Genomic DNA, 22,908 nt, shown 5'->3' with positions numbered 1-22,908 from the left:
ACGTTCCCGGCCGGAGGTTCCTGGCCGGGAAGCACCGGGCGCGTAGAGTCGCCCCATGCGCGCTTCCCTCCTGCTGTTGCTGTTCACGGCGAGCACCGCCCTCGCCGCGCCCCGGACGTTCCGCGTCGACTACTTCCACACCGGCAACGCCACCGAGGAGCGCTTCAGCCTGGAGCGGCTCGTGGTGGAGCCGCTGCCCTGGCCGGGCCACCCGGCGCGGGCCATCGACGAGACGAACCTGGGCAAGTACCTCTTCGAGGTGCGGGACCGGCAGACGAACCGGCTCCTGTACTCGCGCGGCTTCGCCTCCATCTTCGGCGAGTGGGAGCTGACGGACGAGGCGAAGCAGGCCCACCGCACCTTCAGTGAGTCGCTGCGCTTCCCCACGCCGGACCGCCCCGTCCAGGTCATCCTGAAGAAGCGCGACGCCCAGAACGCCTTCCGGGAAGTCTGGTCGCTGGCGGTGGACCCGAGGGACCCCTTCGTGGACCCGTCCTCGCCGCCCGCGCCGGGCCCGCTGCTCAAGCTGCTGGAGAACGGACCGCCGCAGGACAAGGTGGACTTCCTCATCCTGGGGGACGGCTACACGGAAGCCGAGCGCGCCAAGTTCGAGAAGGACGCGCGCAAGCTGGTGGACACCCTCTTCAGCTACTCGCCCTTCAAGGAGCGCAAGGCGGACTTCAACGTCTGGGGGCTGATGCCCAAGGCGGCCGAGTCCGGCATCTCGCGGCCCTCCACCGGCGTCCACCGCCGCCCGCCCCTGGGCTCCACCTACGACGCCTTCGGCGCCGAGCGCTACATCCTCACCTTCGACAACGAGGCGCTGCGCGACACCGCCGCCTTCGCGCCCTACGAGTTCGTCGAAATCCTGTCCAACGGCAACACCTACGGCGGCGGCGGCATCTTCAACCTCTTCAGCACCGTGGCCGCCGACAGCTTCTGGGCCCCCTACGTCTTCGTCCACGAGTTCGGCCACCACTTCGCGGGGCTGGCGGACGAGTACTACACCTCCGCCCCCATCTACGGCGCCGCGCCCGCGGAGCGGGTGGAGCCCTGGGAGAAGAACGTCACCGCCCTCCACGACCCCGCCCGGCTCAAGTGGAAGGACCTGGTGGCCCCCGGCACCCCGCTGCCCACGCCCTGGAATCAGCCCGCCTATGACGCGCATGCCCTGCAGGTGCAGCAGCGGCGGCAGAAGATCCGCTCGGAGCGCAAGCCCGAGGCGGAGATGGACGCCCTGTTCGTGTCGCAGCGGGACTGGGAGGAGAAATTCCTGGGCACGCAGAAGTTCTCCGGGAAGGTGGGCGCCTTCGAGGGGGCGCACTACGAGGCCAAGGGGTACTTCCGACCCCAGATGGACTGCATGATGTTCACCCGGGACCGGGTGCCCTTCTGCGCGGTGTGCCAGCGCGGCATCAGCGAGGTCATCGACCTGTACGCGGGTCCACCCTCCGCTCCGGCGCGGAAGAGTCCCTGACTTCCTTTGATTCCCAGGCCCCTGGGCGTCCTTTCAGGTGACAGGGACGTAGCAGGTGGTTGGGCAAATGGACGCCCCTCGGTTTTCGGGTGTAAGGGGGACCGCATCTGCGGTCTGGACCCCCATGGGAGGCATTCACATGCTGAAGCGGAGCCTGAAGCGAAGCTGGCTGCCGGCGCTCGTCACCACCGTGTTCGTCACGGTGGGCACGGGTTGCGGCGACGAGTGTGTCGATCAGTTCGACTGTCGTGACAAGGGCGCGGCCCCCTCGGGGCAGGTCTATGCCTGCGTGGAGAACAAGTGCGAGCTGCGCACGGTGAACACGCCGGAAGCGGACGCGGGCACGGACGCGGGCACGGACGCCGGCACCACGGACGCCGGTACGGACGCGGGCACCCGCACGAACATCGCCGCGTTCATCGCGGCCCCGGCGGGCGCGCAGGCGACGCCGCTGCCCATCAACGCGCTCGTGACCTACCTCAAGCCCGCGGTGACGGGCAGCACGGAGGCCCCCGGCTTCTTCCTGCAGGCCGAGGCGAACGGACCGGCGATGTTCGTGCTGGGCTCCGCCTCCACCACGACGGTCGCCGTGGGTGACCTCGTGACGCTGAACGTCACGGAGAAGGAAGTCACCGCCGGGCTCAACGTGGCGAAGACCGTCACCGACCTGACCGTGGTGAGCCAGAACAACAACGTGTCGAACCTGGCCACCGAGACGCCCCCGGGCCTCAAGGTGGACATCTCCGGCGAGAGCAGCTTCGAGGACGCGGGCACCGCGGCGACCTACGAGAGCCGCCTGGTGACCCTGTCCGGCACGCTGGCCGCGGAGGGCGTCAGCGGCACGGGCTTCGCCGGCTTCCCGGTGGCCACCACGGGTGAGCCGACGACCGCCACCAGCAACCTGCGCCTGCGCGTGCCGGCGCCCGTCCGCACGGAGCTGGACCTGGTGTCGGGCTGCGACGTGACCGTGCCCACCGGCATCGTCTGGCGCTTCAACGCCCAGACGCAGGTGTCCGTGTTCCTGCCCGAGCAGGTCACCGTCAACAGCTGCCCGGCCCCCTCCGCGCTCAGCGCGACGGCGCCGTCCAGCACCCAGGTGCGGATGACGTTCGACCGCCGCATCGCGCCGGCGAGCGTCACCGACGCCGCCACGCAGTTCACGTTCGACAACGGCCTGCAGGCGCAGAGCGCGACCGTGAACGGCAAGGAAGTGGTCGTGACCACGACCGAGCAGAGCTCCGGCACGCAGTACACGGTGGCGGTCTCCGGGGTGACGGACACGCTGGGCAAGGCCATCGTCACGCCGAACTCCACCCAGTTCCAGGGCTTCTCGCTGCTGGCTGTCCACGGCGGCCGCCTGGTGCTCACCGGGACGGGCTTCACCGGCGCGACGGCGGTGACGATTGGCGGCACGGCGCAGACCTTCACGGTCGACTCCGACACGCAGATCACCGTCACCAACGTGCCGGACACCACCCCGGTGGGCGCGTCCCAGCCGGTGGAGATCACCACCCCGGGCGGCGCCGTGAGCGCGGGCAACGTGCCCGTCGCGCATCTGGTCATCAACGAGCTGGACGCCGACACGACGGGCAACGACCTGTTGGAGTTCGTGGAGATCGCCACGGGCGTGCCGAACCTGTCGCTGTCCGGCTTCTCGCTGGTGCTGTTCAACGGCGGCTCCAATGACCAGTCGTACCTCGCCGTCGACATCAACGGGAGGACGGACGCCAACGGCCTGCTGGTGATCGGCAACACGGGCGTGACCCCGGCGCCGGCCATCACCATTGCCAACAACACGATCCAGAACGGCGCGGACGCGGCGGCCATCTACCAGGCCCCGACGAGCGCGTTCCCCAACAACACCGCAGTCACGGCCACCAACCTCATCGACGCCATCGTCTACGACACGGCGGATGCGGATGACACGGGCCTGCTCGACGTGCTGCTCGGCGCGGGTCCGGAGCGCGTGCAGATTGACGAGACGGGCGCCTCCACCCCCGACGCCAACTCCATCCAGCGCTGCGATGCGGCGCGCAAGGATGGCCGCGTGTTCAGCCGCGTCGCGGCGCCGTCGCCCGGTGCGGTCAACGCCTGCCCCCAGTAGTCGCAGGGCCTGACACCTCGTCGTGACACAGGGCCGCGTTCACCCCTCGGGTGAGCGCGGCCCTTCTTCTTGGAGTACTCCAGCACCGTGGACGCGGTGTCCATCAACCGCTCCCCGGACCTGGCGCCGGACGCGGGCTTCGTGCCGCACACCCCGCTGACGCCCGGGCTGCGGTCCTCGCCGGGCCGGCGCGCGGACGGCGGCGTGTTCCAGTCAGCGCAGCGGCGGGGACTCGGGGTTGGGTCCGGGCGTCTTGCGCACGGGCACCGCCTCCACGTCCCGGGCAATCCACTCCTGGCCCTGGTCCTCGTAGGTGACGCGGATCTCATCGCCCTCGGACAGGTCGCGCAGCTGCGCGTTCTCGTCGTCGCGCTTGAGCCGCGTGGCCTCGTCCACGCGGACCTCCTGCTCCTGGCCGTGGCCGTCCACGAAGAGCAGCTCGTCGTCGCCCACCCAGGACACCCGGCCCGCGGCCCAGCCCATGGGCCGCGGCTGCTGACCGGAGCCGCCCGTTCCCTCGGGGGCCGGAGCGGGGGCCGGCGCCCCCTTCACCTCCGCGCCCGCGTTCTTCAGGGCCTTCGGATCCACGGTCTCCTTGGAGGCCATCAGCCCGCGCAGCACCTCCGAGCGGCCCTCGCGGATCTTCGCGGGAGGCCCCTCCGGCTTCGGCTCTCCGTCGCCGCACGCGGACAGTCCCCCGAGTCCCAAGAGGCCCAGCACCAGCAGGCCCGCCGTCCCGCGCATTCCTCGCATTGGCCACGTCCTCCCGCGTCGTGCGAAGGGGCCCGCGTCCTCCATGGACTCCTCCACGGCGGCACGGGCCCGGTCTCCTCACGGTCAAGATGCGGACACCCCGCGCCGCCGGGAACCACGAACGTCCGGACCTGGATGCGGCCACCGGGAACGACCTCCCTCCTGGCTGGAAGGCAGGCGAGCGCGAGCCCCCCTGGGCCCTGGTGCACTGCGCTAGCGCGGCGCCTGTCCGCCCAGGAGCCAGTCACGGACCGCGACGAAGCGCGCCGTGGGTGCCGCGGCCTTGCGCCAGGCGACCCAGAGCGTGCCTCGGGGGCGCCTCGCGGAGCGCCGGCCCGGCTCCGGCGTGAGCGTCACCACCCGCTTCTCCTTCACGGCGGGCGCCACCAGGTAGTCGGGCAGCACCGCCAGCCCCGCGCCCGCCTCCACCAGGGCCAGCATCTCGTCCAGGTTGGCGATGCGGCACGCCACCTGCGCCGGCAGCGGCTCCTTCGGCCCGAAGGCGGAGCGCCACCAGGGCGCCAGCATCGCCAGGTCCGCGTCGAAGGCGATGAAGCGATGCGCGCCGTAGTCCCGGGCCGTGCGCGGCGTTCCCCACCGCTTCAGGTACGAGGGCGCGGCCACGGCGACGAACTCCTCCTGGGCCACCGGCCGGACCTCCAGGCCGGGCGCGTCCGGCAGCAGCCCGAGGATGCCCAGGTCCAGCGCCCCCTCCAGCAACGCCCGGGACACGCGGCTGGGCACGTCGAAGCGCACGTCCAGCCGCAGCTCCGGGTGGCGCGCCAGCAGGCCCGGCAGGCGGGGCCGGAGCCAGTACCGGAAGAAGGGCCAGGGCCCGCCCAGGGACACCTCGCCGCGCACCGCGCGCTGGGCTTCCGAGGCCGCCTCCAGCGCCGCGTCCAGCGCGGGCAGGTGTTCCCCCAGCCGCGCGACGAGGGCGGCACCGGCCGGGGTGAGCCGGGCCCTGCGCCCCACCCGTTCGAACAACGCCACGCCGGCGTGCCGCTCCAGCGCCTTGAGCTGCTGGCCCACGGCGGAGGCGGTGATGCCCAGGCGCGCGGCGGCGGCCGCCTGCGTGCCCGCCCGGCTCACCTCCCACAGCGTCCAGAGCGCTTCGTGATTGCCAAGCATGGCTTCAGTTTATGTGAAGGGACTCGCGGTTTTCTTGGGGACGGTCCGGACGTATTCCTCCCCCATCGCCCCATCCGGACAGGGGCTTGAAGGAGACGCCCCATGGAAGCGCTGACCGCCGTGAAGGTCCTGCTCATCGTCACCAGCCACTCGCAGTTCGGGAGCACCGGGGAGAAGACGGGCTTCTGGCTGGAGGAGCTCGCCGCGCCGTACGCGCGGTTCACCCAGGCCGGAGCCCAGGTGGACATCGCCTCGCCGCTGGGTGGCAAGGCGCCGGTGGATCCGCGCAGCGAGAAGGAGTCCACGGAGGACACGCGTGCCTTCCTCGCGGATGCCCAGGCGACGAAGAAGCTGGCGAACACGAAGGTGCTCGCCCAGGTGAAGGACACCTACGACGCCTACTTCGTGGTGGGCGGGCACGGCGTGATGTGGGACCTGTCTCAGCACGCGCCCACGCACCAGCTGCTGTCCGCAGGCTACGCGCGGGGCGCGGTGGTGGCGGCCGTGTGCCACGGCCCGGCGGCGCTGGTGGGCGTGAAGGGCCCGGACGGCAAGCCGCTGGTGGCGGGCAAGCGCGTGGCGGGCTTCAGCAACGCGGAGGAGCAGGCGGCGAAGTTCGACGCCATCGTCCCCTTCCCCCTGGAGACCCGGCTGCGCGAGCTGGGCGCCCGCTACGAGTCCGGCCCGCTGTGGAAGAGCTTCACGGTGCGCGACGGGCGGCTCGTCACCGGGCAGAACCCGGCGTCCTCCGCCGCCACCGCGCAGGAGGTCCTCAAAGCCCTGGCCGAGAAGAAGCAGGCCCCGGCCTCCAAGGGCTGAAGGCCCGTCGCACAGGAGCCGCGGTCAGCCGAACTGGAAGCCGGAGATGCGCGTCCCCATCATGGCGCCGGTCCAGGCGGTGGTGCCCCGGTCCGCACCGGCGGCGCCGGCGACGACCATCAGGGGGAGCAGGTGCTCCTCGCGCGGGTGGGCGAGCCGCGCGAAGGGCGCCTGCGTCCACTGCGTGAGCATCTCGTCACGGATGGACGCGGGGGCCGTGGCGGCGTCCTGGACCCAGGCGTCGAACTTCGCGGAGACCTCGTGCGCGCGCGGGTCCCCGAAGGCGCGCAGGTTGTGGAACGTCAGCCCGCTGCCGATGATGAAGATGCCCTCGTCGCGAAGCGGCGCGAGCGCCCGGCCCATGGCCAGGTGCTCCGAGGGATCCAACCCCTGCTTCAGCGACAGCTGGACGCAGGGGAGGTCCGCCTCCGGGTACGTGAGCTTCAGCGGGATGAAGGTGCCGTGGTCGTAGCCGCGCGCGCTGTCTTCCGCCGTGGCGAAGCCCGCCGAGGAGAGCAGCTCGCGCACGCGCGCGGCGAGCCGTGGGTTGCCCGGCGCCGGCCAGGTGATGCGGTACGACTCCGGCGGGAAGCCGGAATAGTCATACAGGATGGGCGGCGCTTCGGACGTCATCACCGTGGCCACGGGCTCCTCCCAGTGGGCGGAGATGACGAGCAGCGCCTTCGGCGGCGTCGCGAGGCGCTGGCCCACCTGACGCAGGTACGTCGCGAGCGACTGGACCTCCGCTTTCGGAAGGCCCATCTCCACGAACGGCCACGGGCCGCCACCGTGCGGGATGAAGACGACGGGCAGGCGCGAAGGGCTGGAAGGGTCGGTCGGCATGGGGGCTCCCGGCGCCATTCAACTCCACGGGCGGACCGGAGCACCACCGCACTCCGAGTGGAGCACGGCATGCGCTTGAGACGCGGTGTCTTCTGCTATGAACCGGCGTGGGGGACGGAGGTGTGGTCCCGTCGCGATGGGGGTGTCATGAAGAGCATCATCGGCTGGGCGCTCGCCGCGTTCGGCGTCTTTGGCATTGGCAGCGAAATCGACAAGCTGATCAAGGGCACCGCGGAACACACGTTCGCGGGGACCATCCTCGGCGCCGTCTTCGTCCTCGGAGGCATGGCGCTCATCCGCTCCGCGCGGCGCGCGAAGCTGCCGCCCGAGTTGAGGGATGCGCCGGTGATGCGGTCCGCCCTGGATGCACGCGACGTCGAGCGGGTCGTGCTCACCTGCGCGAAGGAGCACGGGGGCCGCGTCACCATCGCGGAGGTGGCGGCGGCCACTCAGCTGTCGTTCACCGAAGCCAAGGAAGTGCTCGAGGAGCTGGCGCGCGCCGGAGCCTGCACCGTGGACGTCACGGAGAACGGCGCGTTCATCTACGAGTTCAGCGGCCTGATGCCGCGCGAACCCGCCCGCGCGGCCCTCAAGTCCTGAGCGTCGCGCCGCGGCGCTAGCGCCCCAGCTTGAGGGTGACGGTGGCGGAGTCCTCCACCGTCCCCTTCAGCGTGAAGCGCAGCTCCCAGACGCCGGGCATGAAGAGGTCCGCGTCGGACACCTCGAAGGCCCCTGGCTCGCGCGCGGTGACGCGCGGGACCTCGGAGATGCCGTGGCCCATGGCCGGCATCCAGGGCTGGACGGTCAGCACGACACCGGGCACCGGCTTGCCCGACACGGCGTCGGTGACGCGCACCTGGAAGGCCTGAACGCCCCTTCGAAGGGGCGTCGTCCGCGAAAGGACCTCCACGCGGAGCCGGCCCGATGCGCTGGCCACCGTCCCCACGGTGACGGCCGCGCTCACCTGCCCCGCGTCGCTCCCGGCGTCTGGACCGCCGGAGGGCGTCGCGCCCCACAACAGCATCCCCATCAGCAGTGCTTTCATCATTCCTGCCATGTAGCGGAAGGGGCCCGCCTGGGTTCTGCGACAAGGTGTCGCATCGCGCCCGCGGTCTGGATGCGAGAGGGTGCGCCGCCATGTCCGCCCCTCCGTCCTCTTCGCGGGTGTTCGTGGTGCTGGGAGCCGCGGGGCTGACCGTGTCCGCGCTCGCATGCGCCGCGCTCGTGGTGGTGCTGGACTTCGCCTGGTCGGAGGCGCCCCCTGTTCACGCCTCATGGGAGCTGGAGGTACCGCCTCCTGTGTATGGCCCGCTGCCCGCGCTCACGCTTCGCGATGAACGAGGCCAGCCGCTGGAGCGCGGACAACTCCAGGGACAGCTCACCCTGCTCCCATTCACGTGGGAGCCAGAGGCACCTTCCCTCCCCGTCCTGCGACAGGTCCAGGAACGGCTGGAGGCCGACGGCGTTCCGGTCCGGGTCGTCATCGCGACGCCGCTCGACTCCACGGTGCTCCACCCGGATTGGCAGCGGCTCCAGGACAGCGGACGCCTCCTGTTGCTGGTGGATCAACGCCTCCAGGTCCGCGGCGTCTACGACTCCAGCCAAAGCCTCCCCACCTCCGAACGCGTCATCACGGACGCGCGCTGCCTGCGCTCCTGCCGCCTCCCATGAAGCCCATGCCCCATCCCCGCAAATCCCTGCCGTGGCTCGCGCTCGCGGGCGCCCTGCTGCTCTTCGCGCTGCTGTGCATCGCGTGGCCTTCCGTTCAACGCGAGCGTGCGCGCATCGCCGCGGAGAACCTGCCCCTGTACGGCCCGCTCCCACGCTTCGAGCTGACCGCGCAGACGGGGCGGCCCTTCTCCGACGCCGACATGCGGGGCCACCTCTACGTGGCGGACTTCTTCTTCACCCGCTGCCCCACCGTCTGCCCGCTGCTCACGGAGAAGATGCTGCGAGTGCAGCGACAGGCGCGGGAGCAGGGATTGGACCTGCGCTTCGCCTCGTTCAGCGTCGACCCCCGCCATGACACGCCGGAGCGGCTGACCGCCTATGCGCGCGACCACCGCATCGACACGTCCAACTGGACGCTGCTGACGGGCCCGCTGGACGAGGTGGAGACCACCGTCCTGGAGGGCTTCCGGGTGATGATGGGCCGCGACGCGGACGCGGGCGAGGACGACTTCTTCAGCGTCTTCCACGGGGAGCACTTCGTCCTCGTGGACGCCCGGGGACAGCTTCGCGGCTACTACCGCGTCACCGAGGGCGAGGGAGGATTGGAGGCCCTGCTCCGGGACGCCGCGCTGCTGGCACAGGCGCGGGAGTGACGACGCGGGCCGCCTCCCGTACCGTGCCCTTGAGATGACCCATCCCGATCCTGCCGTCATGGCCCTGCTGGACCGCGTCTACAACTCGCGCAACAGCGGCTTCGATGACGAAGGCCGCCACAGCCACCGGATCCCCTCCACCTTCACGGAAGCGGATCATCAGCAACTGAAGGCGGCCGGTCTGGTGCCCAATGTCTTCATCCAGTGGGGACATGACGAGGCCATCGACAAGCTGCGCCAATCCGCCGCGACGGTCGACCTGCGCCCCGCGGCCGATGCGTTCGTGGCCTCGATGGTGTCAGCTGATCTCGCCTGGTTGAGCGTGCTGCCCGCCGCCATCCTGGGGCGGGCCATGCCGGCCCACGCCGAAGAGCCCATGGGAGGAGGCAGTTGCCGTGTCTGCTTCTTCAACGCAGCCGCCATCGACGTCACCCAGGCCGCGTACCTGCGTCACCTGGGGGGTGGGGACTGGGGTGTCGACCAACCGGCCAATGGCGCTCTCGCCCTGGCCGCCGCCATCGACAGCCCGCCTTCCTCCTGGCCCAAGCCCACGCCACGGGATGTCTGGGTGTTCCTCCAGGTGCTCGAGCTGCTGCGCGGCCTTCCCTCCACGGCGCGCTACAGCCAGGCGCGCACCGCGCTCCACAAGGCCGGGCTTCTGAGCGTCAACCGGCCCTCGCGCTGCGGGACCGTGCTGGAGGCGCTCGCGTTCATCGGCATTCTTCAGACACCCGAGCATCCGGGCCTGATGACCCGCTTCACGCCAGCCATCGAGCGCGACCGCCGCCCCTCGACACGCGTCGAGGTGCCGGCGCCGCTGGCCTGGTGGTCCGCGAAGGAGGGCCTCCAGGAGACGCTGGTGGCCACCCTGTTCGGCCATCTCCAACGACCGAAGGCGGAGCCCCCCGCGCCCAGTGCAACCGCCACCGCGCGCCGCAAGACGGCCAGCCCGGCCGGTCCCCGGCCCAAGTCCATCCCGGGCCCGCCGGCGCCGGGCAGCGTGTACGCCATCCGCTTCCGCGAGGACCTGTGGGGCGCCGCCTATTGCCACGAGGTGCGCACCGACGGCGGGGGCATCCTACGAGGCCGGGTGGAGTTCCTCGACCTGCTCTCCCCCACTCCGCCCACGGCGGAGCAGGTGGCGGGCATCGGCTTCCGGGATCGTCTGAATGGCGAGCGCTGGCAGACCTGGTGCGGCGGTCTCGACAAGACCCCCGGGGTCAAACGCATCGCGATGGACGTGCCCGTCCCCCCGCACGGCCAGCCCATGCCGGAACACCTCTCCAAGGGAGGCGCGAGCGAGCTGCAGCGCCTCGCTGGCTGGAACTTCAGGTTCTAAGGGGCGCGGTGTCATCGCCCCGGGCCGTCCTCGATCGGGACGCCATCCCGTGCTGTTCCGGGGAACTCCCGGGTGCGCCCCCTCAATCCACGCTGGAGGGGCACACTGGGGGCACATGGCAAATCCAATCCTGACTTGGGAGCTACCAGCTCCGTTCAGGCTTCGTCATCGGGAAGGAGCGTCCGGAGCAGTTCGTCGTCAGGTCCGAGCGGACGCCAGCCAGGGAACGGCGGATTGGAGAGGAGCACATCGCTGGCCCGGTCAACGCGCTTCTGATGGGTTTCCGGCGTGTAACCACTCCAGCGACCGAGCGCTATGGCAACATCCATACGGGCGTCGTCGTCCATCACGGCCGGCCATCCGTCGGGGAAGTCGTCGGACAGCTCACGCACGAGCACATCGCGCACAAGACGTGTGACCCGCAGACTCTGCTCTGCCTCAGCGAGCAACCCGCTGAACACCTGCACCGCAGCGACATCGTCTTCACCAAGCTCGTCGGCCAGTCCATGCAACGGGACGGCAGGGCGCGCCTCAGCAAATGCGGTGAGCGTGTCGTAACCACGCTCGCGGACCCGCTCATACAGGCGGGCTCTCACGTCGCCCTCCCATGGATGCCGGGCGGTCATGGGCCCCTCCAGGAGACGAAGTTCATTGGGATCTTATAGTCCTTCAGGTGCTTGGCGACGAGCTTCAGGATGGCATCGCGCGTCAACATACGGCCGGCTCGTGTCTCGGCTTTGAGTAACTCGCGCATAAGAAACTGGTTCCATTCACCGGGCCATGTGCGACCCAGGCGCCAGTCACCGCCGCCGTGAATGGCCTCGTGGTGGGCCTGCTCCATCCGGACGCAAAACTGATCGATGTCCATGTCGCCCTTGAAGCCGCGTTGCTCGAACCACTCGCGGTGTTCCTGCGGCATCACGTGGTGCCTCGGAGCGTCCGACATGCCCGCCCCCGCTCTGCCCGTCACCTGCATGCCGCGCACTTCGGGGCTGTCCCCCAGCGCTTCGCGCACGCCCCTGGGCAAGTCCTGGTGCGCCTGGGCCATCGTGACCTGTCCGCCCTGAATGAGGACGGCCGCGCCGACGGCAGGCACGGAGATGACGCCCGCCTGCACGAGCCTTCGCATCATCTCCACCCACTCGGCGGAGACCACCAGTCGCGAGCCCATCATGACGCCGCCTGAACTCATTGCCAGTCCCACGCCCAGTGTCACAGGGGCCGAGGGCGGCGCGCGTGGCAGGGCCATCTTCATCGTGGAGATCATCGTGACCATCTCCACCGCCTGCATCGCCGCGATGACCTGCCCGCCGAGTTTCATGGTCGCGCGGGTTTCTTGATGGAGCGTGTCGAACTCACGCGTCAGCTTCCCCATCAGATGGGGCATCGCGGTCGTCGCCGCCTCCACTCGCTCCGGGTCCAGTGAGGCGAGGTCCGTGAGCGAGGGCTCCATCAGCCCTTGCACGCGATGGAGATCCGCGAAGAGCTTCTCGCCGCTGCACATGGGGCAGTTTCGGAGAATGGCGTCAGCGAGCTGGAGGAAGTCCACCCAGGTGGCCAAGAGGAGCGTCCCGAACTGGGCCGCCTGGAGTTTCGGCCCCGTCATGCGAAGCAGGCCCAGCTCCATGTCCGTGTCGCCGACTTCCGAGGCCGCCTCCGTCAACGCGGTGGCGCTCCCAAGCGCGCCATGAAGCCACGTCACCTGCTTGGAGCCCTGGTCGAGGTAGCGCGTGAAGACACCGGTGAGGCTAAAGCCCCAGAGGTCTGGAGGGCGGGCCGCCAGATTGGTGAACGCGGCCTCGACGTGGGTCAGGGAGCCCTTCACGTCTTTCGTCGCGTCAAGGACTGCCTGCCGCGTCGATGCGGCGCTCCGGGCCCCGCCCCCGACAGCGCCGTCTCCCACGGCGGTCACGTCGTCACGCGGCTGCTGGCGGCGCAGGAGGCGTTGCTCGGGCCCAGCAAAAGCGTGCGGGAGGAAGTTCCGGGCGCGCGGGGACTCATCGCTCGGGGTTTCCACCCAGGAGAGCGGGGAGGCTTCTCGCGGTGCGTAGCTCAAGCTTCGGCCTCGCCCATGCGCTTGCGGCACAGAGGCGCATCCCGTGGCCAGCAGCACCAGGGACAGCAAGAGGACGTCAGCGCGCATTGTCCACCCCCAGGCCCACCGAGGCGAACGCCCCTGGCCGCGGCGTCCCCTCCGGCGTGGGGAAGAGCAGCGTGCCGCCCGTCCCCATCGCGTAGAGCTTCTCGCCCAGCAATCGCCAGCGGGCTTTGGCGGCCCCCAGGTAGCGCGCCCCGGGCCGCCCCATGCCCACTCCGAGCCCCTTCAAAGCCACTTCGAGGCTGCGCGCGAAGAGCTGCACCGCCACGCGCCCGTCCACGTCGAAGCGACCCCAGTTGAAGGCTTCCACCCCCAGCGACAGCTTCAGGTGCTTGGAGAGGCCGCCGTAGCGGACCGCGTCCCAGCCCACCTCCGCCTCGCCATAGGCGGAAGTCCCGTCCGGGAAGTGGGCCTCCGCCAGTGATACTTCCTCCGGCCCCGCCGCTCTGAAGCGCGCCAGCTCGTAGTCCGGGCCGAAGTATCCCTGCCGGAAGCCGCCATGCTGTCTGCGCAGTTCCAACCGCAGCCGCAGGTCCAGCGTGGGTGTCACCGCATCCGCGCCCGCGCCCACCACCGCCCCCCATGCGCCGCCCGCACCGGGCCGTCCTCCCCAACCGGCAAGCAGGTGGGCTTCGAAGCCCGGCCGCACCACCACCACGGCGATTCCGTCCAGGTGCGCCAGCGTCACCGGAGGCGCGTGACCTCCGGCCTCCCCCCAGTCATGCACCGCCGACAGTGCCAGCGTGTAGCGGCCCTGCGCGCGGGGCTGGCCGAAGAGGACGTGCTCCAGGTCCAGCGCGACTTCCGCCCCCATGAGTCGCGCGTCCAGTACGTCCGAGGCGAACGCCTGCGTATAGAGGGGCCCCAGCGTGCCCGTGAGGAAGCCGCCCGCTGGGTGGTAGTCGGGATTGCTTCGGTTGGAGTAGCGCCGCACGAGGTGCGCCGACAGCAGGCTGTAGGACTCCAGCGCGCCGAACCAGACGCCCACGGGCGCGTCGTTCGAGCCCAGTTTGAGGCCGCGCACCACCTGCCCGAAGTCCGAGAGGCTGTCCCAGTCCTCGCGTCGCACGAAGCCCGCGGCCCCACCACCACCCCAGAGGCGCAACCGCACGGGTGTGCCCACGTTGAGGCCGAGCTCCGCGCCTCCGTCGAGAATGAGGGTCGGCTCCACCTGGAGGAAGCCCTCGTCCGCGCCGACGCCCGCGTGCGGCAGGAAGGCCAGCGTCGTCGCCTCCACGCGCAGCAGGTTGCGCCAGGCCTCGTCCCGTGGGCGCCGTTCCTCCTCCACCGGTGGCACCTCCGGGACGTCCTCGGCCCATGCGGCGACCGGCAACAGCAGCCACAGCCAGACAGCCCCACTTCGCGTCATTCGCATCCACGCCCTCAGGAAGTGACTCCTCCGAGGAGAGCAAAGGACACACGTCTGACATTCAGCCCGGCACCTGCCGGTCCCCGAGTTCATCGTGCTGGACCGGCTGCTCAACGCCAGCGCCCAGGACCTGATGACCCCCAGGGCCCTGGGAACACCGCGGGCCCTCTGGTCCGGAGGGCTCCAGGTCAGTCGCAAGAAGACCTACGCGGCGTACCGCCACGACATGAAGCACCCGCTCCGGGAACGCGTCGAGCGGTTCTCCGAGGTGGAGAGCAGGCGCATTCGCCGGATAGGAACTTCGCCTCCCCAGAAGTTCTCATCCGTGATGGATGAGCTCCTGATCAAGACCCGGGCCCGCCGCGACCGGGCCCCGTGATGCCGGCCGCTACTGAATGGCGAAGATGAGCGTCACCTTCGCCTGCACCGTCTGCTCCTCCGGCTGGATGGGCGTGGTGGGCGCGGCTCGCGACTCCGCCATGTCCATGGCGAAGGTGGCCGGGTACAGGCGCGGGGCCTCCGTCACCGTGCTCGCGTCCAGCACCGCGCCCAGCTTCACGTTCAGCGACGCGGCCAGCACCTCCGCCGACTTGCGCGCTCGCGCCACCGCCTGCCGCAGCGCCTCGCCCTGCACCGCGTCCTGGCGGCTCAGGCCGAAGCGCACGGAGTCCACCCGGTTCGCTCCCGCCGCCAGCGCCTTGTCCAACAGGCCGCCCACCTTGGAGAGGTCCGTCACGTGGACGCTCACCAGGTTGCTCACGCGGTAGCCCTTGAGCTTCGGCTCACCGCCCTGCGGCGGCGACGGCGTGTACTCCGGATAGACGTTGTAGTTGCGCGTCTGCAGGTCGCGCTTCGCGATGCCCGCTCCGGTGAGCGCCGCGAGCACCTTCTCCATCCGCTTCGCGTTCTCCTCGCCCGCGGCCTTCGCGTTCGCGGCGGACGTCTCCACCGCCACGTCGATGAAGGCCTCGTCCGGCTGGGCCTTCACCTCGCCCATGCCCTCCACGCGCAGCGTGCGCACCTGCGGATCCACCGGCGGACGCGGCTGCGGTGAACCGGACGGCGGAACCTGCGCCTGCGCGGCGGCCGTGAAACCCGCCAGCATCACCAGCGTCGTCAACATCCTGCGAACAGCGGACATGGCGCCTCCTTCCCAAGGCCCGAGAGAACCCTCGCGCGTCTAGCGCGAAAGCCCCTCACACCCCAAGGACGCCCCCACCCCTGCGGACATTCACCGGGCCCGGGGCGTCCGGCGCCAGACGCTCGCTCAGTGCAGCGAGTCGCCCGAGGAGTCGAGCGACATCACCGACTCCAGCGGCTTCCTCAGCGGACGCGGCGCGGCCTTGCGCACCTGCGTCACCGCCTTGCGGCGCGCGACGCGCAGCGCGTCCCGCCCCATGTCCATCACCGCCGCCACCGCGCCCGTCAGCAGGTTGCCCGGCGGCGTGTCCGGCTGGGCCGGGTGCGGGTGCGTGGGCGCGGCCTTCTTCGCCAGCTCCAGCGCCTCGCCCACCTGCCGCAGCTCCTGCGGCTTGAAGGCCTTCTTCACCTCCGGGAAGAGGTACTGCTCCTCCTCCGTCACGTGGGCGCGCACGTTCTCCATCAGCACGTGCACCTTCGCGTCGAAGCGCTCGGACTCCGGCGGCAGCGTGTCCAGCTCCGACAGCACCCACTTCACCACGTGGTGCTCCTCCAGCGCGCGCAGCACGTCCGGGGACAGCTCCTCGGAGCGCGCGCGCACGGCCGGGTAGAAGACCTGCTCCTCGATGGCGGCGTGGATGGACAGCTCGCGCACCATCTCGTCCACCAGCTTGCGCTTGTGCGCCAGCGCGTGGGCGCCCGCCTTCTCGAACTTGCGGAACAGCTGCTCCACCGTCTTGTGGTCCGCCTTCAGCAACGTGATGGCATCCATCGGCCGTCTCCCTTCCGTCGAATCGGGGGGGCCGCGCCTCCCCCATCACCCAGACGCTCGGACCCTCGAAGGCCCTGGCGCAGCGCGGCATGGAGTGAAGGGTGGGGATGGATTCCCGGCCGTGCCCGCCCCCGCCGCCCGGGCCTCCGCGCCCGGCCGGAGGGCAGACGGGCAGCAGGGCCCGAGTGTCCGGAACCCGGCGAAAAACCGCACCGGCCCCCACTCCCCGGACGGTCCGGGCGTGCACACCGTGCGCGGCCAGATCGGTCTCGCGCGGGCGGCGGGCAAGGGAACAGGGGCAATACCGTGACGACGAACACGCTGCGTCTGCGGGTGGCGCGCATCACCCGTGAGGCGGAAGGCATCCAGTCCTACGAGCTGGTCTCCCAGGACGGCGGCGCCCTGCCCGAGTTCGAGGCCGGCGCCCACCTGGACGTGCAGGTGCCGGGCCTGGGCGGCATGCGCCAGTACTCGCTCTGCAACGACCCGGGCGAGACGCACCGCTACGTCATCGCCGTGCAGCGCGACGCCAACGGCCGCGGCGGCTCCAAGGCGATGCACGACCACGTCCACGAGGGCGACGTGCTCACCGTGAGCGAGCCCGTCAACGACTTCCCGCTCCTGTACGGGCGCAGCTACGTGCTCATCGCGGGCGGCATCGGCATCACGCCGCTGCTGGCCATGGCGCGCGTGCTGGAGCGCACCGGCGCGGAGTGGGTGCTGCACTACTGCGCCCGCGACGCGGACCGCACCGCCTTCCGGGAGCTGCTGTCCACGCCGTCCTTCGCGGGCCGCGTGCACCTTCATCACGACGGGGGTGACCCCACGAAGGGGCTGGACGTGCGGGCGCTGCTGGCCACGCGCGGCCCGGGCACCCGGCTGTACTGCTGCGGCCCCGCGGGCCTGATGAAGGCCGTGCGCGAGGCGGCCGCGCTGCACAAGTGGCCCTGGGAGAAGGTGCACTTCGAGGCCTTCACCGCGGAGGGCACCTCCGCCACCCACGCGACGGCGGAGGAGGACTTCGAGGTGGCGCTCAAGAGCACCGGCCAGGTGCTGCGCATCCCGGCCGGCAAGACGGTGCTCAACGTGCTACGCACCCACGGCGTCAAGGTGGAGAGCGACTGCGAGGCGGGTTCCTGCGGCACCTGCGTCACCCGCGTGTGCGAGGGAACGCCAGACCACCGTGACACGTTCTTCCAGCAGGAAGCCGCCGGGGACGCGAGGATGCTGGTCTGCGTGTCGCGCGCCCGGTCCAAGCGGCTGGTGCTGGACCTGTAGCCAGTATCCCCGAGCCTCGGGGAGCCTGATACCGGGCCCGGCGTTTTGGAGCGCGCCTGTGCGCGGCGGGCCGCCTATGCTCGCGCCCCGCTCGCACACGAGAGAGGCTGATGAGCGACGGGACGTTGTTCTCCATGGACACACCGCCCACCGAGGCCCGGTTCCAGAACCGGCTCTGGGTGGCGGACCTGCTGGACCTCACGGGCGCGGCGCTCGTGGGTTGGGGTGCGGTGCGCGCGGCGGAGTGGGTGTCCACGGCCGGTCTGTTGGCGTTCGCCATGGGAGTCGCCTGGCTCCTCTTGTCCTGCGTGGGCGGGCTGACGGGGCTCACCCCGGGCCGGCATGCCCTGGGACTGAAGCTGGAGCGCGCGGAAGGCAAGGTGCCGGGCCTGGGCGCGGGGCTGTTGCGCGCGCTCACCGCGCCGGTGGAGCTGGTGCTCCAGGTGGTGCTGCAGCGCCGGCCGCTGGATGAACAGCTGGGCGTGCACGCGAGCGTGATTCCGGGTGGCGTGCGCGGCTGGGCGCGCAGCCTGCCGCTGCCGCTCGTGGGGCTTTTGCTGCTCGCGGGCGCGGTGTGGAGCATCGTCACGCCCACGCGTCAGGAGATGCTCCAGTACCTGGACCGCACGCTGACCGGGTGGCACTGCTGCCACGGCACGCGCGAGGTGACGTGGCAGTGCCGCACGTCCCTGTCCCGCGCGGTGCGCAACGCGAGCGGCGGCGACCCGGAGGTGGCGGAGTTCGTGCGCAATGAGTGCCCCGTGGCCGCCGCGCGGCTGAGGCCCTGAGGCACGGGCGAGTGGGCCGGGAGCCATGGGGGCTTCCGGCTCGTGTGTCAGCGCTTGATCAGCGCGAAGGTGTCCTCGCCCTCGTCGCAGCTCACCCACACGGCCTTCTCCGGCACGGGGGGCGCCTTGTAGTTCACCTTGAAGTAGCGCTCCTCCACCGGGACCTTGTGCGTCTGGTAGGGATCCAGCTTCGCCATCCGCGCTTCCTTCCGTCCGGTCAGGACGATGGCGCAGTTGTGCCAGGTCCGCTGGTCGCTGTTGATCACATAGAGCGTGCGGCCGAAGCTGCTCCCCAGGAGGCCATCCATCTCCGCCTGGCCCAGGAGGCGTGAGCGCTCCACGGGCTTCGGCTCGGGCTTCGGCTCGGGCGCCGTCGCGACCGGCGGGGTGGGCTCGGGCGCGGGCGGCGTCGGCCCCGGGCGCACGGTCAGCAGCGCGAAGCGCGGCTCCTTCGCCGCGTCCGCCTCCGCGTCCAGCCGCAGGGTCATGCGTTGGCGGTTCGGGTTGATGGACTCCACGGTCGCGGTCCCCAGCACCGGACGCCTGCGGGTGCCCTTCTGCGGCATCCCCACCACCCTGAACACCGTGCCCGCGTTGGTGCCCTTGGGGACCGGCGCGTTCACCACGCGCTGGCCGCCGCTCGTCTCTTCGATTCTCGCCACGGGCTGGTGCCCGGACACCAGCTCCACCGGATGCGACACGGGCCGCTTCGTCCCGGAGGCGGTCTTCACCTCCGGCGGGGGCTTCACCGGCTCGGGCTTCACCTCGGGCTCCGGCGCGCTCGCCACCACGCCCGCGTCCACGGCGGCCTCGGGAGGGGGCTCCACGGGCGGCGTCACCGCCGGGGGCGGCTCCTCCACCTTCGGGGGCGCGGCGGCCACCACCGGCTCGGACGGGGGAAGCGCCTGGGGCACCACGGGCTGCTCGGCCGTGTGCGAGCGGAGCACGAAGGTGGTGATGCCCACGGAGGCGCCCACCAGCAGCAGCGCCGCCACGGCGATCCGCGCCACCGGCCTGCGCTCGGGCTGCACCGGCACCTGGCCGGACGTGCTCGGGGCGACAGCGCCCTGGGCCGGTGCGGCCGGCAGGTGCACCGCCGTCGCGCCCAGCGCGGCCGCGTCCACGTCATCGGTGCTCCGCGCCACGCCTCCAGAGCCCGGCGTGCTCCGCGCCACGCCTCCAGAGCCCGGCGTGCTCCGCGCCACGCCTCCAGAGCCCGGCCCTGCCGCCGGCCCTGGAGACGGATGGGACACGAACGTGCCCCCCGGCCCCATCGCCGGCCCGTCCACGTCGATGCGCCCGGTGTGGGGCCTGTTCGACGACGGCTCCTCCGGGGTCCGCAGCGCCGTGGCCCCGAAGGCCGCTTCGTCCTGGGCCGCGTTGCTCCCGGAGCCAGAACCTCCATACAGCCCCGTGCCCGAACCGCTCCGGGGCGCCGGGGACGGCGTGCGCCGCTCGCCGTGCACGCCGGACGTCAGCTTGCGCTGCTCGGCGAAGGCCTCCGGGCAGAGCGCGCGGACGAACTCGCCCACCTCCTCCGCTCCCATCGGAGTGCCCGAGCGCAAGAGCTCCGCGTTGAGCGCCCGCGCGAACTCGTCCGCCCGCGCGTACCGGTCCGCCGGCGACGGCGCGAGCGCGCGGCGCAGCACCGCCTCCAGCGACGGCTCCACGTCCGGACGGAAGTCCGTCAGCGGCGGCACCACCGGGTGCGACATGGCCGCCATCATCTCACCCACGGTGCCGTGGGGAACGAGCCCACGGCCCGCCAGCATCTCCCACACCACCACCGCGCAGGAGTAGATGTCGCTGCGGTGATCCAGGGGCTCCGCGCGGACCTGCTCCGGCGACATGTAGCCCAGCTTGCCCATCACCGTGGACGGCAGCGTGTACTTGCTGCGCGCGGTGGACTTCGCGAGGCCGAAGTCGATGACCTTCACCTCGCCCTCGTACGACACCATCACGTTGTGCGGGGACACGTCGCGGTGGACGATGCCCAGGGGCTCCCCGTCCGTGCCCGTCTTGCGGTGCGCGTACCCCAGGCCCTCCGCCATGCGCTGGCCGACGTAGAGCGCCACCGGCGTGGGCACCGCCCGCCCCTGCACCCGGGCCTGCTCCAGGAGGTAGCCCAGGTCCACGCCCGCCACGTACTCCAGGGCCATGTAGTAGGTGCCGTCCGCCTCGCCCATGTCGTACACCTGGGCGATGGAGGAGTGGACCAGGTGCACCAGCACCTTGGCCTCGTGGTGGAACCGGTCCAGGAACTGCCGGTCCTTCACCAGCCCCGGCAGGATGGTCTTCACGATGCAGGGCTTCTCGAAGCCCGCCGCCCCGGACAGCTTCGCCAGGTACACCTCCCCCATGCCGCCCTGGCCCAGGAGGTGGACGAGCTCGTAGCGCCCGAGGAAACGGGGGGACTCTGTGGGTGCGGTGCTCATGGCTTGGCGCTCCGGAGCGCAGCACGGACTCCCCCATGGAATCAAGCCGCGCACCACGCGCCTCCCCTTCCTTCCCTGCCTCCAGACCCCGCGGGCGCAAAAAAGAGAAAGTCCCGGACCCAACGGAATTCCCGAGCCCGTGTTCGGCCCGACAACAGGTCTGTTGTGCACCCCCGTACGTCCGGGGCGTCCCATGGGCCCGGGGACGATGCGAGTCCGCCCGGGGATGCGTTCCCTCGTAGCAGCACGCCGCTTCCTTCCCGGTCGAGGGGGGCGGGCACCTCCCGGTCCTCCGCCATGCGGGGGGCCGCCCTCGGGAGGGGCGTCCTGCTTGGAAGGAGTCGCATCATGAGGCGTTGGGGTTTCGTCGGGTTGCTGGCGCTGGTCGCGTGTGCGCCGGAGTCGTCCACGCGCGCTTCCGCGCAGGGACAGGTGTGCCCGGGTGTCCTCGCCGGAGGCGGCGCGGGAGAGACGACGGCCCGGCAGGGACTGGACGGAATGCAGCCCTCGCGGACACAGGACGACGGGCGCGAGCCGGTCATCATCCGCTTCCGCCGGGGCAGCTCCACCCACGCCGCGGGCGTCACCGCCTCCGGCGCCAGCTTCACCGCGAGCACCGGCGCGAAGGTGAGCGCCGTCTACCGCAACATCCCCGCCGTGGCCGCGCGCGTGTCCCCCGCGGAGCGCTTCCTCCTGGAGCGCAGCGAATTGGTGGAGAGCATCGAAGTGGACCAGCTCTGGAGCGCCCAGGGCCTGACGCCCGCGGTGTTCGCGCCGCTGCCGCGCCAGGTGACGGGCGCCAGCCTCCTGGCCTCCGACGAGTACACCGAAGGGCTGCGCCTGGTGCAGGCCCCGGAGGTGTGGGACGCGAACGGGGACGGCGTGCTGGACGAGGGCGCGCCCGCGGGCCAGGGCGTGAAGGTGTGCATCATCGACAGCGGGCTGGACATGGGGCACCCGGAGCTCCAGGGCGCCGTGGTGGCCAGCCACGACTTCCTGGACAACGACGACGACGCGAGCGACCGCGGCAGCAAGGGCCAGTGGGGCCAGGGCCACGGCACGCACGTGGCGGGCATCGTCGCGGCGCGCATGGGCCAGGGCGGCGTCACCGGCCCCCGGGGCAACGCCGGCGGCATGGTGGGCGTGGCGCCCAACGCGTCGCTGCTCATCGCGCGCGTGCTGGACCTGCAGGGGCACGCGCAGATGAGCGCGGTGCTCTCCGCCATGGAGTGGTGCGAGTCCCAGGGCGCGCGCGTCGTGTCGCTGTCCCTGGGCGGGGGCACCGCCACGCGCAGCACGGTGGAGGCGTTCGAGGCGCTCCTGGACCACGGCCTGCTGGTGGTGGCGGCCTCGGGCAACCAGAACGGCCCGGTGATGTACCCGGCGTCCGACCCGTCCGTGCTCGCGGTGGGCGCGGTGGACTCGCGCGAGCGGCGCGCGGGCTTCTCCAACGCGGGCCCGGAGCTGTCGCTCGTGGCGCCCGGCGTGGACGTGCTGTCCACCTTCCCCCGGGGGCTGGGCGCCTTCGCGGAGATGTCCGTGGAGGACGCGTCCCCGCTGTCGCGCTCGCTCCTGTACTCGCCCACGGGTGACACCTCCGGGCGGCTGGTGGACTGCGGGCTGGGGGATTCGCTGGATGCGTGCCTGGACGCCACCTGCGACGGCTTCGTCGCCTACGTGCGGCCAGGCGCGGTGCCCGTGGACCAGGCCATGGCCAACGTGATGCGGCAGGGCGCGCGCGCCGTCGTCTTCGCCGCCGAGGACGCCCCCGCGGGCGGCGCGGTGGACATCCTCTCCCTGCCCCGCAGCGGCCACTGGGCCCCGGCCGTCAGCGTCAACCAGGCCGCCAGCACCATGCTGCGCCAGCGGCTGGGCGCCGACGCGCGGCTGTCCCTCTTCCCGGTGGACTACACCCACGTGTCCGGCACCTCCATGGCCGCGCCCTACGTGAGCGGCGTGGCCGCGCTCGTGTGGAGCGCCCGGCCGGAGCTCACGCCCCAGCAGGTGCGCGAGGCCCTGGAGGCCTCCGCGCGCGACCTGGGCACCCAGGGCCGCGACCCGCTGTTCGGCCACGGCCTGGTGCGCGCGCGGGACGCCTTGCAGCGGCTGCCGTGAGGCTCGCGTTTCTCAAGAGCCGGGAAGCGCGGCCCGGACGCGGCGCATGGATGTTGGGGAACGTAAAAACGCGCCGCGTGACGAAATCGAGAATGCACTTCGGCGTGGAATGAAAGCGCGCCG

21 protein-coding genes are annotated in these 22,908 nt (G+C 71.4%); 11 read left to right on the top strand and 10 right to left on the bottom strand.

Annotated elements, in window-relative coordinates; all coding sequences use genetic code 11:
- Positions 1-55 precede the first annotated feature (55 nt).
- Positions 56-1,477 carry an IgA Peptidase M64 gene (locus NR792_RS28280; protein WP_375755809.1) on the top strand — a complete coding sequence of 474 codons (1,422 nt, stop codon included), beginning with the start codon at positions 56-58 and terminating at the stop codon, positions 1,475-1,477.
- 139 nt (positions 1,478-1,616) lie between these two features.
- Entirely contained in the window at positions 1,617-3,581 is a 1,965-nt protein-coding gene (locus NR792_RS28275) for a hypothetical protein (RefSeq protein ID WP_375755808.1), read from the top strand.
- A 213-nt stretch (positions 3,582-3,794) separates the two neighbouring features.
- Here NR792_RS28275 and NR792_RS28270 read toward each other — a convergent pair whose 3' ends face one another.
- Both NR792_RS28270 and NR792_RS28265 read right to left on the bottom strand, forming a co-directional pair.
- Positions 3,795-4,334 carry a hypothetical protein gene (locus NR792_RS28270; RefSeq protein WP_375755807.1) on the bottom strand — a complete coding sequence of 180 codons (540 nt, stop codon included), beginning with the start codon at positions 4,332-4,334 and terminating at the stop codon, positions 3,795-3,797.
- Positions 4,335-4,547: 213 nt separating this feature from the next.
- Positions 4,548-5,465: a LysR family transcriptional regulator gene (locus NR792_RS28265; RefSeq protein WP_375755806.1), complete on the bottom strand. Its 918-nt coding sequence runs from the start codon at positions 5,463-5,465 to the stop codon at positions 4,548-4,550.
- 102 nt (positions 5,466-5,567) lie between these two features.
- Here NR792_RS28265 and NR792_RS28260 point away from each other — a divergent pair, with 102 nt between their 5' ends.
- Positions 5,568-6,284, top strand: coding sequence for a type 1 glutamine amidotransferase domain-containing protein (locus NR792_RS28260; protein ID WP_375755805.1), 717 nt, complete (start codon positions 5,568-5,570; stop codon positions 6,282-6,284).
- A 24-nt stretch (positions 6,285-6,308) separates the two neighbouring features.
- On the opposite strand, the gene NR792_RS28255 is transcribed toward NR792_RS28260, so the two are convergent.
- Positions 6,309-7,127, bottom strand: coding sequence for a DODA-type extradiol aromatic ring-opening family dioxygenase (locus NR792_RS28255; RefSeq protein ID WP_375755804.1), 819 nt, complete (start codon positions 7,125-7,127; stop codon positions 6,309-6,311).
- Positions 7,128-7,274: 147 nt separating this feature from the next.
- On the opposite strand from NR792_RS28255, the gene NR792_RS28250 reads away from it, so the two are divergent.
- Positions 7,275-7,727, top strand: a complete 453-nt coding sequence (locus NR792_RS28250; RefSeq protein WP_375755803.1) for a hypothetical protein — start codon at positions 7,275-7,277, stop codon at positions 7,725-7,727.
- Positions 7,728-7,743: 16 nt separating this feature from the next.
- Here the strand turns inward: NR792_RS28250 and NR792_RS28245 are convergent, their stop codons facing one another.
- Complete coding sequence (locus NR792_RS28245) at positions 7,744-8,175, bottom strand: FixH family protein (protein ID WP_375755802.1); 432 nt, start codon at positions 8,173-8,175, stop codon at positions 7,744-7,746.
- Positions 8,176-8,264: 89 nt separating this feature from the next.
- Between NR792_RS28245 and NR792_RS28240 the strand changes: the two genes are divergently transcribed.
- The 3 genes from NR792_RS28240 to NR792_RS28230 are packed head-to-tail and all read left to right on the top strand — an operon-like array spanning position 8,265 to position 10,790.
- The gene (locus NR792_RS28240; RefSeq protein ID WP_375755801.1) at positions 8,265-8,798 is read left to right on the top strand and encodes a hypothetical protein; all 534 of its coding nucleotides are present in this window, start codon (positions 8,265-8,267) and stop codon (positions 8,796-8,798) included.
- Positions 8,799-8,803: 5 nt separating this feature from the next.
- The gene (locus tag NR792_RS28235; RefSeq protein ID WP_375755800.1) at positions 8,804-9,451 is read left to right on the top strand and encodes an SCO family protein; all 648 of its coding nucleotides are present in this window, start codon (positions 8,804-8,806) and stop codon (positions 9,449-9,451) included.
- A gap of 58 nt (positions 9,452-9,509) precedes the next feature.
- On the top strand, positions 9,510-10,790 hold the full coding sequence (locus tag NR792_RS28230) for a hypothetical protein (protein ID WP_375755799.1): 1,281 nt from the start codon (positions 9,510-9,512) through the stop codon (positions 10,788-10,790).
- A gap of 155 nt (positions 10,791-10,945) precedes the next feature.
- On the opposite strand, the gene NR792_RS28225 is transcribed toward NR792_RS28230, so the two are convergent.
- The 3 genes from NR792_RS28225 to NR792_RS28215 are packed head-to-tail and all read right to left on the bottom strand — an operon-like array spanning position 10,946 to position 14,263.
- Complete coding sequence (locus NR792_RS28225) at positions 10,946-11,416, bottom strand: NUDIX hydrolase (protein WP_375755798.1); 471 nt, start codon at positions 11,414-11,416, stop codon at positions 10,946-10,948.
- The gene (locus NR792_RS28220) at positions 11,413-12,933 is read right to left on the bottom strand and encodes a DUF2380 domain-containing protein (protein ID WP_375755797.1); all 1,521 of its coding nucleotides are present in this window, start codon (positions 12,931-12,933) and stop codon (positions 11,413-11,415) included. Before NR792_RS28220 ends, NR792_RS28225 begins: the two co-directional genes overlap by 4 nt.
- Positions 12,923-14,263 (bottom strand): hypothetical protein, encoded by a 1,341-nt coding sequence (locus tag NR792_RS28215; protein WP_375755796.1) that lies wholly within the window; start codon positions 14,261-14,263, stop codon positions 12,923-12,925. Before NR792_RS28215 ends, NR792_RS28220 begins: the two co-directional genes overlap by 11 nt.
- Before the next feature lie 88 nt (positions 14,264-14,351).
- On the opposite strand from NR792_RS28215, the gene NR792_RS28210 reads away from it, so the two are divergent.
- On the top strand, positions 14,352-14,636 hold the full coding sequence (locus tag NR792_RS28210) for a hypothetical protein (protein WP_375755795.1): 285 nt from the start codon (positions 14,352-14,354) through the stop codon (positions 14,634-14,636).
- Positions 14,637-14,645: 9 nt separating this feature from the next.
- Here NR792_RS28210 and NR792_RS28205 read toward each other — a convergent pair whose 3' ends face one another.
- On the bottom strand, positions 14,646-15,398 hold the full coding sequence (locus NR792_RS28205) for an SIMPL domain-containing protein (RefSeq protein WP_375755794.1): 753 nt from the start codon (positions 15,396-15,398) through the stop codon (positions 14,646-14,648).
- A 126-nt stretch (positions 15,399-15,524) separates the two neighbouring features.
- Positions 15,525-16,169, bottom strand: a complete 645-nt coding sequence (locus NR792_RS28200) for a hemerythrin domain-containing protein (RefSeq protein WP_375755793.1) — start codon at positions 16,167-16,169, stop codon at positions 15,525-15,527.
- A gap of 306 nt (positions 16,170-16,475) precedes the next feature.
- On the opposite strand from NR792_RS28200, the gene NR792_RS28195 reads away from it, so the two are divergent.
- Both NR792_RS28195 and NR792_RS28190 read left to right on the top strand, forming a co-directional pair.
- Positions 16,476-17,447 (top strand): PDR/VanB family oxidoreductase, encoded by a 972-nt coding sequence (locus tag NR792_RS28195; protein ID WP_375755792.1) that lies wholly within the window; start codon positions 16,476-16,478, stop codon positions 17,445-17,447.
- A gap of 110 nt (positions 17,448-17,557) precedes the next feature.
- Positions 17,558-18,235, top strand: coding sequence for an RDD family protein (locus NR792_RS28190; RefSeq protein ID WP_375755791.1), 678 nt, complete (start codon positions 17,558-17,560; stop codon positions 18,233-18,235).
- A gap of 47 nt (positions 18,236-18,282) precedes the next feature.
- Here NR792_RS28190 and NR792_RS28185 read toward each other — a convergent pair whose 3' ends face one another.
- Positions 18,283-20,670: a serine/threonine protein kinase gene (locus NR792_RS28185; protein WP_375755790.1), complete on the bottom strand. Its 2,388-nt coding sequence runs from the start codon at positions 20,668-20,670 to the stop codon at positions 18,283-18,285.
- Between the two features lie 348 nt (positions 20,671-21,018).
- Between NR792_RS28185 and NR792_RS28180 the strand changes: the two genes are divergently transcribed.
- Complete coding sequence (locus NR792_RS28180; RefSeq protein WP_375755789.1) at positions 21,019-22,785, top strand: S8 family serine peptidase; 1,767 nt, start codon at positions 21,019-21,021, stop codon at positions 22,783-22,785.
- Positions 22,786-22,908 lie beyond the last annotated feature (123 nt).

It is taken from the genome of Corallococcus exercitus, from assembly GCF_042231735.1.
Taxonomy (GTDB): Bacteria; Myxococcota; Myxococcia; order Myxococcales; family Myxococcaceae; genus Corallococcus; species Corallococcus exercitus_B.
This window is presented reverse-complemented; position numbering and strand designations above follow the sequence as displayed.